Here is a 14,701-nt window from a genome sequence, read left to right as displayed (position 1 = left end):
GGTCTCTCAGAGTGGGTAGGATACGAGCTGGCCGGGAATGCCGAGCGTCAGCCACAAGCGGCCATCATGGACGCAGCAATTGGTCGGGTCGCTGCCGGGGCCGGTGTCGATCATTTCGATGAGCCTGCCGGTCGTATCGAGGATCGCGACGCGGTCGCCGCCGCTGCCGGTCAGGTAGAGCCGGTCCTCGTGGAAGACCATGCCGTCGGGATTGAAGCGGTCGTCGAGCCGGCACCATTCCTCCATCGGGCCGACATGATCGCCCAGCCAGGGAAAGCGCACGAGGCGGTGCTCCATGGTGATGCCGACGAGCAGCGAGCCATCGGGATGGAAGACGAGGCCGTTGGGGAAGCCGGTCATCGTCGCGAGAGGGCGGACCATGCCGTCCGCCGCGGCGGCGAGCAATTGTCCGCCGAGATAGGCGGAGGTGTCGGACCCCAGCACTTCCCAGTTCTGCGGATCGGTGAAGACGAGTTCGCCCTCAGGCGAGAAGACGAGGTCGTTGGGGCGCGAGGGCTTGCCGCCCGGCAGGACGGTGGCGAAATCGCTCCAGCTTCCGTCCGGCGCGATGCGCTGGATGCGGCCGCCGATCTGCGGTTCCGCGAAGTTGAGCTCTTCGAGGCTCTTTGGCGCGATGCCGCCATTATTGGCGACATAGAGATAGCCATCGGCGCCGCGCCGCATGCCGTTCGGCGCGCCGGGAAGCGTGGCGATCTCGCGCACGCCGCTTTCGCCGAAGGCACGGACCTTGGCGTGCAGCAGATCGACAAAGGCGATCGAGCCGTCCGGCAGCGCGACGGGTCCCTCGGGAAAGCCGAGGCCGGTGACGTGAATCTCGGGCGTCCGGTGCATCGGACCTCTCCTTGCGTTCAAGCTGTCGCGGTGGCCGGCACGCCGAGCCGGGCCTGGCCGATCCATTGGCCTTTGGCGGCCGTTTCCTCGGGCGCAACATGGCACGCGATCAGGCGTCCGCCGTCTTCGGATGGCCGAAGCGGCGGCTCGACCTGACGGCAGATGTCGCGCGCCAGGTGGCAGCGCGGATGAAAGCGGCACCCCGTCGGCACATTGGCCGGATTGGGCGGATCGCCGGTCAGCACGATGCGCTTCCATTCCGGATTGCGCCGGGCCGCGAGCGTCGGCGCGGCCGAAAGCAGCGCCTGCGTATAGGGATGCCACGGGCTCGCCATGATGGCGGCGGCCGGTCCCTGCTCGATGATGGTGCCGAGATACATAACCGCGATGCGGTCGGCGACATGGCCGATCACATCGAGATCGTGCGAGATGATTAGATAGGAGATCTGCCGCTGGCGCTGGATGAAGAGCAGCAGATTGACGATCTGGGCCTGGATCGACGGGTCGAGGGCGGAGGTCGGCTCGTCCGCGACTATGATATCGGGTTCGAGCGCCAAAGCGCGCGCGATGGCGATGCGCTGCAGCTGGCCGCCGGAGAACTGCGGCGGCAGCTTGGCGGTGTCGGTGTTCTCCATGCCGACGAAGGACAGCAGTTCGCGGATGCGCGGCTGCAGTCCGGCGCCGAGCTTGATGCCGTGCGTGTCGAACGGCTCGCGCAGGATTTCCGCGATCGTCATGCGGCTGTTGAGCGAGGCGAGCGGATCCTGGAAGACGGCCTGCATGCGGCGGCGCACCGGCAGCATGGCGCGGCCGTGCTTAGCCGTGATGTCCTCGCCGGCGAAAAGGATGCGTCCGGCGCTCGGCTCGATCAGCTTCAGCGCGAGGCGGGCCAGCGTCGACTTTCCGCAGCCGCTTTCGCCGACGAGGCCGACGGTCTCGCCGCGGCCGACCGTCAGCGACACGCCGGCCACGGCCTGGACGTCGCGCTTGCCGCCGCGCTTCTGGGTGAAGGTCTTGACGATGCCGTCGAGCGACAGAAGCGGTTCCATGTCAGGCCTCCACCAGCTTGGCCGCGTCCGAGCCAACCGGATGGTGGCAGGCGAGCGCGACGTCGCCGAGGCGGCGCAGCGGCGGCACGAAGCTGCGGCAATCGTCCTCAGCCAAGGGGCAGCGCGGATGGAAGTGGCAGCCGCTCGGAAAACTGCCGAGACCGGGCGCGACGCCGACGATCGCGTTCAGCTGCTGCTTCGGCTGCGCTTCCGAGATCATGGCGCTGGTCATCAGCGCGGCGGTATAGGGATGTGACGGCCTGCGCATGATCGCGTCGGCATCGCCGATCTCCGCGACGCGCCCGGCATACATCACCAGGATCCGGTCGGCGACCTCGGCCACCACGCCCATGTCGTGCGTGATCAGGATGATGGTGAGCGCCATTTCGCGCTGCAGTTCGGCCAGCAGCTCCAGCATCTGGGCCTTGATGGTGACGTCGAGCGCCGTGGTGGGCTCGTCCGCGATCAGGAGGCTCGGACCGGCGATCAGCGCCATCGCGATCATGGCGCGCTGGCGCATGCCGCCGCTGATCTCATGCGGATAGGCGGTGGCAACCCGGGCGGGATCGGGGATGCGGACGCGATCCAGCATCTCGACGGCGCGCCGTGCCGCTGCCGCGCCGCTCGCGAGGCCATGGGCGCGGAGCGCTTCGGCGATCTGGTCGCCGACCGGCCAGACCGGATTGAGCGAGCCGAGCGGGTCCTGGTAGATCAGGCCGATCTCGCGGCCGCGCATGCGCCGCAGCTCCGCGTCCGGGCGGTTGAGAAGCTCGCGCTCCTTGAAGCGGATCGAGCCGGATGTGACCGAGGCGGCCGGCTGCAGGCCGGCGATCGACATGCCGGTGAGCGATTTGCCCGAGCCGGATTCGCCGATGATGACGAAGGTCTCGCCTTCGCGCACGTCGAAGGAGATCTTGTCCACGGCGGGAAGATCGCCGCCGGGTCGGCGAAAGCCGATCGAAAGGTCCTGAACCGAGAGGATCATCCGCCGCGCCTCGCGGCCAATGCATCGCCGATCAGGGAGAAGGCGGTGGCGGTGAGCATGATCATCGTTCCCGGAAACACCAGATACCACCAGGCCGAGCCGAAATAGGGGCGGGAGTCGCGGATCAGCAGGCCCCATTCGGGCGTCGGCGAATTGGCGCCGAGGCCGAGGAACGAGAGGGCGGTGACCGCGACGAGCGCGTAGCCGATATCGGTGGTGACGCGCACATTCACCTCCTGCGCCACGAAGGGCAGGATGTGACGGCGCAAAATGGTGAGGTTCGAGACGCCGAGCGCTCGCGCGGCCTCGACATGCGGGCGCTCGCGCAGCCGCAGCACCTCGCCGCGCACCAGCCGCGCATAGCCCGGCCACCAGATGATGGTGAGCGAGAGCGCCACGCTGCCGAGCCCACGGCCGATCGAGGCGGCAACGGCGAGCGCCAGCACCAGGGCGGGAAAGCCGAAGAACAGGTCGACGATGCGCATCATGACATTGTCGATCGACCCGCGCGCCATGCCGGAGACGGCGCCGTAGACGACGCCGAACAGCGCCGAGGCGAAGACGATCGCGATGGCGACGCCGAGCGAATAGCGCGTGCCGTAGACGACGCGCGAGAAGATGTCGCGGCCGCCCTCATCGGTGCCGAAGAGATGCGCGAAGCTCGGCGGCTTCAGGCGGTCGACCATGGCAAGCGCGACGGGATCGTGCGGCGCGATCAGGCCTGGCACCAGCGTGAAGGCTACCAGTACCAGAATGACCAGCAGGGCCATCGGCGTCAGCACGCCCCGCGGCAGTTCAAGGCGCTGGCGCGCCGTCTGCACGGCACCGCTCATGAGCCGACACTCTGAACGCGCGGGTCGATGATCGGGTAGAGGATGTCCATCAGGAGGTTGATCAGGACGAAGCCGGCGGTCGAGACGATGGCGAGCGCGATCACGGGTGAATAGTCGAAGACCTGGAAGGACTGGTAGGCGTAGAGGCCGATGCCGGGCCAGTCGAAGATGACCTCGACCAGGATGACCCAGCTGATCATGTAGCCGAACTGCATGGTGGTGGCGGTCAGGATCGGGCTCAGGGCGTTGCGCAGCACGTGCTTGTAGAGGATCGTCCGCGGGCCGAGGCCCTTGCCCCGGGCGGTGCGGACATAGAGCCGGCTCTGCTCCTGGATGAGCGCGGCGCGGGACAGGCGCGTACCGACGGCGAGCAGGTTGATGACGATGGTCAGTGCCGGCAGCGTCAGGTGCTTGAGCGTGCCGAAGAGGGCGGAAGGGCTGCCCGCCAGCATGGAATCGATGATCAGGAAGCCGGTGACGACGGGCGGCGCGGTCTCGCGGATCGGAAAGCGCGCACCAATCGGCAGCCAGTGCAGCTTGTAGAAGAACAGGAACTGCAAGGCCATGCCGAGCCAGAAGACGGGTATCCCCGTTCCGACCATGGTGAGCAATCGGATGGCGCCGTCGACGAAGCCGCCGGGACGGCGGGCCGCCATCACGGCGAGCGAGAAGGAGGCGATCAGATAGATGGTGAAGCTGACCAGCAGGAGTTCGAGCGTCGCGGGCAGATATTGCGCGAGATCGGTCGAGACGCTGCGGCGTGTGCGGATGGATTCGCCGAGGTCGCCCTGCGCGAGGCCGACCATGTAGGAGGCGAACTGTTCCGTCAGCGGGCGATCCAGGCCGTATTCGGCCCGGATCTTCTGGACGGTCGCTTCGGACGCATTCTGTCCGGCGAGGAAGGCGGCTGGATCGGCTGGAACGACGCGACTCAGGAAGAAGGTGATCACCGCAACCAGCAGGAGCACCAGGATGCCCCACGCAAATCGCTTCAGCAGGAAATTGACCACACGCGTCGCTCCAGTCCGATTTTACGCCGGCTTACTTGCTGTAGAGCTCCCAGAAGCGGGCATTGATGTATTCCGCCGGGTCGATGCGATAGCCGCCGATGCGATCCGGCTCGGGGACGACCGTGATCGGACGCGCGGGCCAGATGATGTAGTGTGAGTCCACCACGATGTCGGAAGCCTGCTTCAGCAGTGCGGCACGTTCCGCCGGGTCCGACAGCGTCGGCAGCTTGGCGACGATCTCCGCAAGCGCCGCATCGTTGAGCTTGCCGGAATTGTAGAACCCGCCCTTCAGATAGTGGGCCGAGAAGAACTTGGTGGCGTCCTGGGGGCTCAGATTGGCGTTGCCCAGCACGAAGCAGTTGCTCTTGTCTGTCTTGATCGCGGTGATCGCCTCGACGAAGGGCAGTTCCTCGATCTCCACCGTGACGCCGATCTGGGCGGCCGAAGCCTGCAGGATCGTGGCGGCGAAGCGGAATTCCGGGAAGCCGGCCGGCACCGAGCACTTCATCGCCGCGTTGGTGATGCCCGAGGCGGCAAGGGCGGCCTTGGCCGCATCGAGATCGGTCTTGATCTCGGGCTGGTCCTTCTCCGGGCTGCCGGGGAACCAGGCCGGGATCGGCCCGCGGCCGACCACGGCCTTGCCCTGGAAGGACTGGACCATGGCGTTGTAGTCGAACGCCTTCACCAGCGCGTTGCGGAAGTCCTTATTGTTGGTCGGGGGCAGATCCATGTTGAGATAGATCGCCGGCCAGGCCCACAGATTATTGCCTTCCACGAGATGGAAGCCGCTGGTCGAACCGATGCGCAGTGCCTCGTCGAGCGGGACGAAATTGGCGAGATCGAATTCGCCGCCCTCGAGGCCGCGCGCGCGGTTGGCGCCGTCGGTCACGAAGCGGTCGAGAACCCGGTCGAACGGCTTCTCGGGGAACTTGCCCCACCACTTGTCGTTGCGCTTCAGCTCGATTTGCGTGCCGCGCGTCCAGGCGACGAACTCGTAGGGACCCGTGCCGTTGGCGTTCTCCGAGAACCAGGCCTCGCCCGCCTCGCCGCCATGCTTGGCGATGTCTTCGTCCGACATCATCTCGATGCGGCTCAGATTGGAGGCCAGGAAGACCGTCGGCGCCTTCGTCTCGATCTGGACCGTCTTCGGGTCGATGACGGTCACGCTGGCGATGTCGTCGACGAGATAGGACTGGCCCTGGCCCACCTTGAGCAGGCGGTCGAGCGTCGCCTTGACGTCGTTGGCGTCGAACGCGCTGCCATCATGGAAGGTCACGCCGTCGCGCAGCTTGAAGGTCCAGACCTTGCCGTCCTGCTTCCATTCGGTCGCGAGCGCCGGCAGCAGCTTGGACGGGTCGGCGAGATCGAAATCGACCAGCCGGTCATAGACGTTGCGGGTGACCGTGAACTCCCAGTTCACATTCGCCTTGGCGGGATCGATGGTGCTTGGCTCGCCGGCGTCGGCATAGACGAAGGTCGTGGCATCCTGCGCGGCGGCGCAGTTCACGCCCATGGCCGAGGCCATGAGCAGAAGCGCGGTTCCCGCAATTCCAGAGAGCGATTTCATCGTGGTCCCTCTTCCCTTTTTCGCAGTCCGAGAGCGGCTGCGTTTAATATATGATATATGAGAATGCCGTAATCGTGCGTGATGTCAACTCGTGCGGGGCCGAAAAAGAGTCCGGAAATTGCGCCGTTTGAGACATAGCCGCGACGCGCCGCGGGACGCAGCAGCGCGCGGGCGACAGGACGCGCCGCGGCTTCGCGACAGCGGCGGCGCATGAGAAGCGGCCGTTCTGCTGCGGGATGAAGGCTCGCCGCTGCGCGCGCGCCCCGTCGGCGAGGCCGGCGCCCGGGGGCGGCGAAGTGTCCCGCAGGCACGGGGACATCGTCGTGCGGGACGGTCGGCGGAGCGCCTGCCGTCCTGCTTCAGCTGCGCGCGGACTTCGCCGGCTCGGATGCGGCGTCGTCGCCCGGAAGGTCCTTGCCGTCGATCTCGGTCAGATAGGCGACGAAGGTGCGGCTGCCCTCGATCAGATCCTGCTCGACGGCCTTGCGGACGGCCTTCTTGTCCCGCGACTTGAGCGCGCTCAGGAGCTGGACGTGCTGGTGCTGGCCTTTGTAGGAGGGATGGCCGTGCGGATAGAGGAACGTCAGCAGCGGGCCGATCTGGATCCAGAGCCGTTCCAGGATCTCGATCAGGTGCGGCATCTCCGACTTACGATAGACGGAGAAGTGGAAATCGTAATTCGCCTCCAGGGCCGCCGGGTAGTCCTTGGTCTGCTCGGCCACGACGAGCCGCTCGTGCATCGCGGCCAGTTCCTCGATGAAGGCATCGTCGATGTTCGCCATGGCCTGCAGCGCGGCATGCGGCTCCAGCATCAGCCGGATCTCCCGCATTTCGAGATATTCCTGCAGCGTCACCCGGCGGACGCGGATGTAGTAGCCCGCCTTCATCTCCAGCGCGCCGTCCTTGACGAGCTGGAACAGCGCTTCGCGGACCGGCGTCTCGCTCGTGCCGAGGCGCTGCGCGAGCTCGCGGATCTTCAGACGCTCGCCGGGCTTCAGGCGTGCCGACATCAACTGCTGGCGCAGCTGCAAATAGATCTGGGACGAAAGGCTGCTTGCCTGAACGCCGTTGAGCTGCTGCATCATGTTGCCCGGTCCGACCCCGCTGTCATGGTCTCTAGCGTGTGACGGACGAACTGTCATTTCGCAACCCTCGGACGATCTCCGCGGGCTCGAGTACCGGCGAGCGGGCCGGGTTGGGGCGCCCGGAGACGACCGCCAGCGCCGTCACCGCCGCGTATCCGTATCCGACAGGAGGCCGACGCCGTAATTGCCATAGCGGGCGCCGACGCGGGCCATCTCCTCGGACGGCAGCAGGACGGGCGTCCCCGCCTGCATCGCCAGCAGGTATTGCCGCGCCAGCGTCTCGAGCTTGACCGCGTTGTTGAAGGCCGCCTCGAGCGACTTGCCGATGGCGATCATGCCGTGATTGGCGAGAAGGCACACCGTCCGGTCCTTGAGCGCCACGACGGCCGCATCGGCAAGCTCCGGCGTTCCGAAGGTGGCGTAGTGGGCGCAGCGCACATCGTCGCCGCCGAATGCCGCGACCTGGTAGTGGAAGGCGGGAAGGGGCTTGCGAAGGCACGAGAGCGCGACACAGGCATCGGCATGGGTATGCACGACCGCATGGGCGGTCGGAAAGGCCCGCAGGATCGCCACATGCATGTGGAATTCGCTCGACGGGATGCCGGCGCCGATGACCGCGCCGTCGGCGGTCAGTGCGACGACCCGCTCGGCGGTCATATTGGCCGCATTGGCCCCGGTCGGGGTGATCAGAATGTTGGCGCCGTCGCGGCAACTGATATTGCCGCTGCTGCCATGGTTGAAGTTCTTTGCCTCCAGCCGCGCCAGCACGGAGAGGATTTCATCGCGGGGGTTCTTCACGTCTTCGAACGACATGTCACATCTCCGCTCGCCGCATCGATTCGAGGGTCGGCAGGAACATCCCGACGGGTCCGAGCTTGCCCGATTTGAGGCACAGGCCGATCGGGTCGTCTCCTTCCGTGGTCGCGCGCGCGACGCCCGGCCCCTGATAGGCGCCGATGCGCAACCGGTCGATCCCCAAGCGCTCGACGACCGCGCCCGAGGTCTCGCCGCCGGCCACGACGAAGCGGCGCACGCCCATTTCGTGCAGCGCGACGGCGAGCCCGCTCAGGATTTCTTCCGCAAACCGCGCCGCGCCGTCGCGTCCGAATCGCGCCTGCGCGGCGCGGACCGCATCGGGCGCCGCCGAGGTGGCGATGGCGGCCGGTCCCTCACCCAGATGCCGGCGCGCCCAGGCCAGGCTATCGGCCACAGCGCCCTCGACGCTCGCCGTCTCGGCGATATCGATCCGCAGCACCGGGCGCTGCTGCTCGAACTGCGCCAATTGCTCCAGCGTGCGATCGGCGCAGCTTCCGGCCAGCACCACGCCGGGGCTGTCGATCGCGGGCAGCGCCAGCTTGCGGGGCGCGTCGTCCAGCCAGCCTCTCTGGCGCCAAAGCGGCGGAAAATGCTGGACGATCGGGGAATTGCCAGTCACCAGGCGCCAGTCGGCGGTCAGTGTCGCGATCGCCGCAAGGTCCTCGTCATAGATAGCATCCGCGATCCAGTATCTGATGCCGCGGCTACCCGCTTCCTCGACATGGGCGCGCAGCGGTTTACCGCCATGGCGCACGAGGCGGTGCGGCAGGAAACCGACTTTGGCGCGCGTCTGCCGCTGCAGCACCCGGACGAGGTCTGGATCCGTCATCGGTGTCAGCGGATCGTAGCGCTTCGGCGAATCCGAGACGAGTTCCGAGCCGACGAAGAGGTGGCCGTTATAGACGGTCCGGCCGGCTTCAGGCGCCGTCGGGCAGAAGAGGGTGCGGTCTTCGCCGACCATTTCGAGCAGGCGGTCCGTCACCGGCCCGATATTGCCCTCGTCGGTCGAGTCGAAGGTGGCGCAGTATTTGAAGAAGAGCTGTCGCGCGCCGGCTTCGAGCAGGGCCTGCGCCGCGCTCGCGCATTGCCTTGTGGCCTCGGCGGCCGGAATGACGCGGGTTTTCTGCGCCACCACCATCACCGGCTCCGGCGCGCTCGACGCCACGAGTTCGGGCCTCGTCACGAAACCGCAGCCCACCCCGAGCGCCACGAACATGGACGCCGTCTCCATGCCGCCGGTCAGGTCGTCGGCGATCACGCCCATGATCGTCTGCATCGTCTCTCCCATCACCAGGCACCCATTCCAGGCCGCATCGTCATCCCGGCTCATCTTGCATCGATATGATACATGATATATCAAAATTCAAAATCGTCAGGCAAGCGAGACCGGCCCGATTCACTGCCGGCAACGATCATGGAGGATGTCCGATGGACCTGCCGCTGGAAGATCTGGACCAGGCGCTGCGCAGCCGTGCGGCGCGTGTCATTCCCGGCGGCATGTGGGGCCATCAGAACATCACGCGGATGCCGGCCGGCTATCCGCAATATTTCTCCCGCGCCGAAGGCTGCCGGACCTGGGACGCCAATGGTCGCGGCTATATCGATTATATCTGCGCCTGGGGGCCGATGATCCTCGGCTATGGCGACCCGGAGGTCGAAGCCGCGGCCGAAGCGCAGCGCCGTCTCGGCGACGGGATGAACGGTCCGAGCGCGCGGCTGGTCGAACTCGCCGAGCTCGTGGTCGACGTCGTGCCGCATGCCGATTGGGCGATGTTCTCCAAGAACGGAACCGACGCGACGACGGCCTGCCTCACCATCGCGCGGGCGGGGACCGGCCGGCGCAAGGTTATCCTGGCGCGCGGCGCCTATCATGGTGCGATCCCGTGGTGCTCGCCGTCCGTCGTCGGCGTGACCGAGGAAGACCGCGCCCATCTGATCTATTTCGATTACAACGACATAGCGAGCCTCGAAAACGCCGTCGATCAGGCCGGCGGCGATCTCGCCGCGATCCTCGTCTCGGCGTTCAAGCACGATCTCGGCAAGGAGCACGTGCTGCCGACGGTCGATTTCGCCCGCCGTGCGCGCGCCCTTGCCGACGCGACCGGCGCGGCGCTCATCGTCGATGATGTGCGGGCCGGCTTCCGGCTCGACCTCGGCGGCAGCTGGGAATGCGTCGGCGTGCGGCCGGATCTCGTGGCCTGGAGCAAGGCGATCGCCAATGGCTATGCGCTGGCGGCCGTGACCGGCAATGATCGCTTCCGCGAAGGCGCGACGAAGATCTTCACCACGGGCTCGTTCTGGACGGCGTCCGTCTCGATGGCGGCGGCGATCGCCACCATCTCCAAACTGCGCCGCATCGACGGCGTCGGCATCATGGCGCGGATGGGCCAGCGGCTCCGCGACGGGCTGGGCCGTCAGGCGGTGCGGCACGGTGTCGGCCTGCAGCAGAGCGGCCCGGTGCAGATGCCGCTCGTCCTGTTCGAGGGCGACGCCGACAGGCGTCTCGGCCATGTGTTCTGCCTCGCGCTGCTGGAGCGGGGGGTCTACATGCATCCGACCCACACCATGTTCCTCTCGGCCGCGCATACCGAGGCCGACATCGACGCGACCCTCGCCGCAACGGACGAAGCGCTCGGCGTTGTAGCGAAGATGTGAGGAAGTGGACTTGTATTGGAAAAGTGGCGAGCTCTTCTGAAGGAAAGAGCACCGTTTCATCGGCGAGCAGCAAGGCTCAGCAGCGGGGAGATGGCCTTTTGTGACTGAAAGCCGCTGATGGCCGACAGATGCCGCGTTTCAAACGCTTCCCCTTTATTCTGGAAGAGCAATTGCCTGTGCTGACGCCGAACGCTGGTCTTGATTGACGACTGGAGGATCAGCCAGTGCCGCCCGGCGGGGCAGACCCGTAGACTGAATCAGTCAGGAGTGAATATAGTCCTGCAGATGATGTGGGGGAGTTCACATGTCCTGGACCGTGACGCGCCGCGCGTTTCTGAGGAATACTGCGCTGGGAATGGGTGCGTTTGTCGCCTTTCCAAGCCAAGGCGCGTTCAGTGCGGAAGCTCCCTCCCTCGTCGACGGCGTGCGCTCGGTCTGTGCGAGGCTGGCTCCCCTGGGCTGGCGTCAACTCTTGCTCGACGTGACCGGCGGCGAACTCGATATCGAGGCTGGTTCGCTCGGAGCGGAACTCGGCAAGGGCTTGACCCGGATCGACCGAACCTATCCGGGCTTCGGCGATTTCGCGCTGGCGGGCTCGAAGGGCATCGAGGCGGGACGGCCTGAACGGAGCCTGCTCTATCATGCGCTGGCATCGCCGACCGTCGTGGCAGACCGCGGCGGCAACGAATTGCGCGGGTTCCCGACGCTCGCCGAAATCGAAGCTGTCGAGAACTACGTCTATGGCGTCGCGCCGCCGAGCCTCGACGATATCCGCAAACGGGCCGCTGGCCGGCCGCTGGGAATGGTCGTCTTCGCCCCGCAATATCAGAGCGCGCCGATGTCGGTTCATTCCAAGCACGCGGAGCTCTGCTTCTCGCGCACAGGCATCACGCGTCTGGGTACGCTGGAGCCGCTCTATGACGGGCGTGCGCGCAATTTCGTCCCGCTGGACGACGCACAGCCTTTCGAATTCCGTGTCATTCCGCGTCGTTTCGCAGCCTATCTCGCCATCCAGATGCAGGGAGCTTCGGAGGAATTCGGGCCCCAGGATCCGCTCCCGCAAGACAAGGATCTCCCCTTCTGGGTGCCGATCCACAAGCTGTTCAGCGGCCCCGAATGCCTTGCCGGCCTCGATCTTCGGGTCGATCTCAAGCGCGGCCTGCGCAATGACGGCCTCGCCCAGTTCCATCGCTTCCTTGATGTGAACGGGCTGAAGAACAATTGGCGCGGCGAGGATCTGGAGAATTTCCCGTTCCTCATCAAGGATGAGAGGATCGGTTCGCTTTCGGAGCGGCCGGAATTCGGCGAGGGCGTCCTGGAGCCCCTCCCGAACCCGTTGGCGACGCCGGCACAATATGACGGCCGGCTGCTGACATTTCCCGTCGATGGCCGCTACACGTCAAACCCCGACAATCTTCAGCTGGCCGCCATGCAGATCATGCCTGTCGGCACGCCCGATCCGCCGCCGGGCGAGCCGCGCTACATGCTGGATTCTTATCGGGACACCCAGCGGCCGGCGCCGGAATACATCAACATCCGCCATCGCGTCCTGTCGAATGGGCAGATCGACAATCTCAATTTGCGCCCCGATATGGACGCGGTCATCAAGGCCGGCGGGTATGAGGCGCTGCATTATTTCGACGGTGTCGGCGATGGCTGGGTCGAGGTGGACTGTCCGCAATTGAAGAGCGGCGTCGACTGGATCCTGCCGGCCTATTGCACCGTGGGCCTGCCCGACTTTTTCCCGAAGGTGACGCAGCGCGATCTGATGGTCTGGTGGCAGAGCGACGTTCCGGAACCGATCCGCGACGCGCTGTTCGCCATCCATCCGCTGGCCCTGTCGCAAACGCGCATCGCCGGCAACATAACGCTACCTGTCGGGTTCAGCCTCGAAGACACGACGATCACGGCGATTGTCACGCAGCCGATGGAAGCGGCCAGCGAAGTCCAGCGCCCGAACGGGCCATGGGAGGTCCAGAAGACCGGCCTGCCCGACGGTTCGCCCGGCCTCTTCGATCCCGGATGGGACACCAGCCAGGGGATCTACTACACGGACCCGAACCGACCGCTGCAGAAGTTCATGGCCGGCTATGGGCTCGGATCGCCCTTCATCGAGGATGCGAAGCTCTGCGCGGCGCTGGGTGCCTATTGGCCGGGCGTCGCTCCGGATTCGACCCGCACCTTTGCACCGGACAAGAAAATCGGCGGCGAATTCTACCCCTATCCAACGATCATTCCGCTGACCGATCAGGAGATCGGCAGCGCTTCGCTGGAGGATGGACGCTATCTGCCCTGGGACGGCGTTCGCGGGCCGAGACTGGTCGGATCGACCGAGAAGCCGGTCGTTGCCTATCCGAACGCCGATCGGGTCGACTATATCGACATGATTGGTACCATGACCGCGGCGCTCACCTCGCGCGTCGATACCCCGGAATATCAGGCGCGGATCCTGGCCATGGAGGGCGTCTACTGGGCGCTCGGCATCCATGACCCCGATTTTGCCCACTTCGGCAAGCCGGCAGCTACCTATAAGGTGCTGCAGGCTAAGGCAGCCTGGGCCGTCCTGTCATTCCAGGCGGTGAAGGCCGACGATGCCAGGCTGCAAGCCGCCGAGAAGGCGGCGGGGCAGCAACTCTCCGGCGAGCGCCGTTACGCGTTCCACGTCTATCGCTACGGCAAGGAGATGCCGGATCCGGACAACATCCAGATCGTGCTGATGGAAGTGCTGGAGCAGGCCCGTGCCTATGTCAGCGACAACGTCGTGCTCATCCAGCGAGAAAACGGTCCATGGATCGCCGACAAGTCGATGCCGACATAGTCGTCGTCGGCGGCGGCCCTGCGGGTTGCGCGGCAGCGATTGCCTGTGCCGCTCGCGGCCTGCGAGTCATCCTCTGCGAACGGGAGCCCGGCCAGCGAGACCGTCCCGGCGAGACCCTGCATCCGGGGATCGAGCCGTTGCTCGCGCAACTCGGCCTCGCGGAGCGTTTGAAGGACGTCGTCGGAGCTCGCCACAACGGCATCTGGATCGAGTGGGGCGGCCCGCGTCGTTTTGAGGCCTTCGGCGGGGATGAGAGCGGACCCTGGTACGGGCTTCAGGTTTGGCGCGCCGACTTCGACGCCCTGCTGCTCGATCGGGCGCGCGAAGTCGGCGTCGTCGTCTACGGGAATTGTGCGGCAACCGGCATTTTGAAGGATGATCGTGGCGTCGTCGGCATAACAACCGCCGCCGGTCCGATTTCGTCGCGCATCGTCATCGACGCAACGGGGCCGACCCGCTGGCTCGGCCGGGTGCTGGAAATTGCCGCGGCGGTGCGATCCCCGCAATTGATCGCGCGCTATGGCTATCGGGAAGGCTCGTGTCCGGCACGCGACGCGGCGCCGCTCCTGGTCGGCAATGCTTCCGGCTGGACCTGGTCGGCGCGCGTCAGGCCTAACACGTACCAGTGGACATCCATACGCTTCGGCGAGCGGGCGATCGGCGAGGTTCCGGACGAGTTGCGCGGGCTCGCGCCGCTGGGTCCCGAGCGGGGCGCCGACGTGACCTGGCGCCTGGCCGAACGGGCGGCCGGAGCGGGATGGTTCCTGGTGGGCGACGCGGCCGCGACGCTGGACCCCACATCGTCCCACGGCGTTTTGAAGGCGTTGCTCTCAGGCATGACGGCGGGGCACCTGATCGCCGCCAGCCTCTCCGGCAAGGCGCCCGCAAGCGAGACGGCATCGGCCTATCATCAGTGGGTCGCGGCGATGTTCGTCAAGGATGCCGAGCGACTGAGCGAATTCTACCGCCAGATCGGCGCGGATCTAGCCCTTCCAGCGATCGAGAACAGGCGCGACCGCGTTTCCTGAAGC

At 66.2% G+C, this 14,701-nt stretch carries 12 protein-coding genes; 3 read left to right on the top strand and 9 right to left on the bottom strand.

The features are described from left to right. Window positions 1-6 precede the first annotated feature (6 nt). The 9 genes from OSH05_RS23135 to otnK form a co-directional block, all read right to left on the bottom strand. Window positions 7-852, bottom strand: a complete 846-nt coding sequence (locus tag OSH05_RS23135) for an SMP-30/gluconolactonase/LRE family protein (RefSeq protein ID WP_165801732.1) — start codon at window positions 850-852, stop codon at window positions 7-9. Window positions 853-869: 17 nt separating this feature from the next. Continuing rightward, window positions 870-1,901, bottom strand: coding sequence for an ABC transporter ATP-binding protein (locus OSH05_RS23130; RefSeq protein ID WP_104221363.1), 1,032 nt, complete (start codon window positions 1,899-1,901; stop codon window positions 870-872). 1 nt (window position 1,902) lies between these two features. Next, on the bottom strand, window positions 1,903-2,883 hold the full coding sequence (locus tag OSH05_RS23125) for an ABC transporter ATP-binding protein (RefSeq protein ID WP_407660469.1): 981 nt from the start codon (window positions 2,881-2,883) through the stop codon (window positions 1,903-1,905). After that, window positions 2,883-3,656, bottom strand: coding sequence for an ABC transporter permease (locus OSH05_RS23120; protein ID WP_104221374.1), 774 nt, complete (start codon window positions 3,654-3,656; stop codon window positions 2,883-2,885). Before OSH05_RS23120 ends, OSH05_RS23125 begins: the two co-directional genes overlap by 1 nt. A gap of 59 nt (window positions 3,657-3,715) precedes the next feature. Next, window positions 3,716-4,729 (bottom strand): ABC transporter permease, encoded by a 1,014-nt coding sequence (locus OSH05_RS23115; protein WP_104221365.1) that lies wholly within the window; start codon window positions 4,727-4,729, stop codon window positions 3,716-3,718. Between the two features lie 31 nt (window positions 4,730-4,760). After that, entirely contained in the window at window positions 4,761-6,296 is a 1,536-nt protein-coding gene (locus OSH05_RS23110) for an ABC transporter substrate-binding protein (RefSeq protein ID WP_104221366.1), read from the bottom strand. Window positions 6,297-6,655: 359 nt separating this feature from the next. Next, the gene (locus OSH05_RS23105; RefSeq protein ID WP_165801734.1) at window positions 6,656-7,381 is read right to left on the bottom strand and encodes a GntR family transcriptional regulator; all 726 of its coding nucleotides are present in this window, start codon (window positions 7,379-7,381) and stop codon (window positions 6,656-6,658) included. 141 nt (window positions 7,382-7,522) lie between these two features. Further along, complete coding sequence (locus tag OSH05_RS23100) at window positions 7,523-8,194, bottom strand: class II aldolase/adducin family protein (RefSeq protein ID WP_104221368.1); 672 nt, start codon at window positions 8,192-8,194, stop codon at window positions 7,523-7,525. Between the two features lies 1 nt (window position 8,195). Then, the gene (otnK, locus tag OSH05_RS23095; protein WP_266353000.1) at window positions 8,196-9,473 is read right to left on the bottom strand and encodes a 3-oxo-tetronate kinase; all 1,278 of its coding nucleotides are present in this window, start codon (window positions 9,471-9,473) and stop codon (window positions 8,196-8,198) included. Window positions 9,474-9,625: 152 nt separating this feature from the next. Here otnK and OSH05_RS23090 point away from each other — a divergent pair, with 152 nt between their 5' ends. The 3 genes from OSH05_RS23090 (at window position 9,626) to OSH05_RS23080 (ending at window position 14,698) form a co-directional block, all read left to right on the top strand. Next, the gene (locus OSH05_RS23090; RefSeq protein WP_165801735.1) at window positions 9,626-10,852 is read left to right on the top strand and encodes an aminotransferase class III-fold pyridoxal phosphate-dependent enzyme; all 1,227 of its coding nucleotides are present in this window, start codon (window positions 9,626-9,628) and stop codon (window positions 10,850-10,852) included. Between the two features lie 304 nt (window positions 10,853-11,156). Then, complete coding sequence (locus OSH05_RS23085; protein ID WP_133163170.1) at window positions 11,157-13,670, top strand: hypothetical protein; 2,514 nt, start codon at window positions 11,157-11,159, stop codon at window positions 13,668-13,670. Beyond that, the gene (locus OSH05_RS23080; RefSeq protein ID WP_104221370.1) at window positions 13,640-14,698 is read left to right on the top strand and encodes an NAD(P)/FAD-dependent oxidoreductase; all 1,059 of its coding nucleotides are present in this window, start codon (window positions 13,640-13,642) and stop codon (window positions 14,696-14,698) included. Before OSH05_RS23085 ends, OSH05_RS23080 begins: the two co-directional genes overlap by 31 nt. The last annotated feature ends 3 nt before the right edge of the window (window positions 14,699-14,701 follow it).

This window comes from Kaistia algarum (assembly GCF_026343945.1).
Classification (GTDB): domain Bacteria; phylum Pseudomonadota; class Alphaproteobacteria; order Rhizobiales; family Kaistiaceae; genus Kaistia; species Kaistia algarum.
This window is presented reverse-complemented; position numbering and strand designations above follow the sequence as displayed.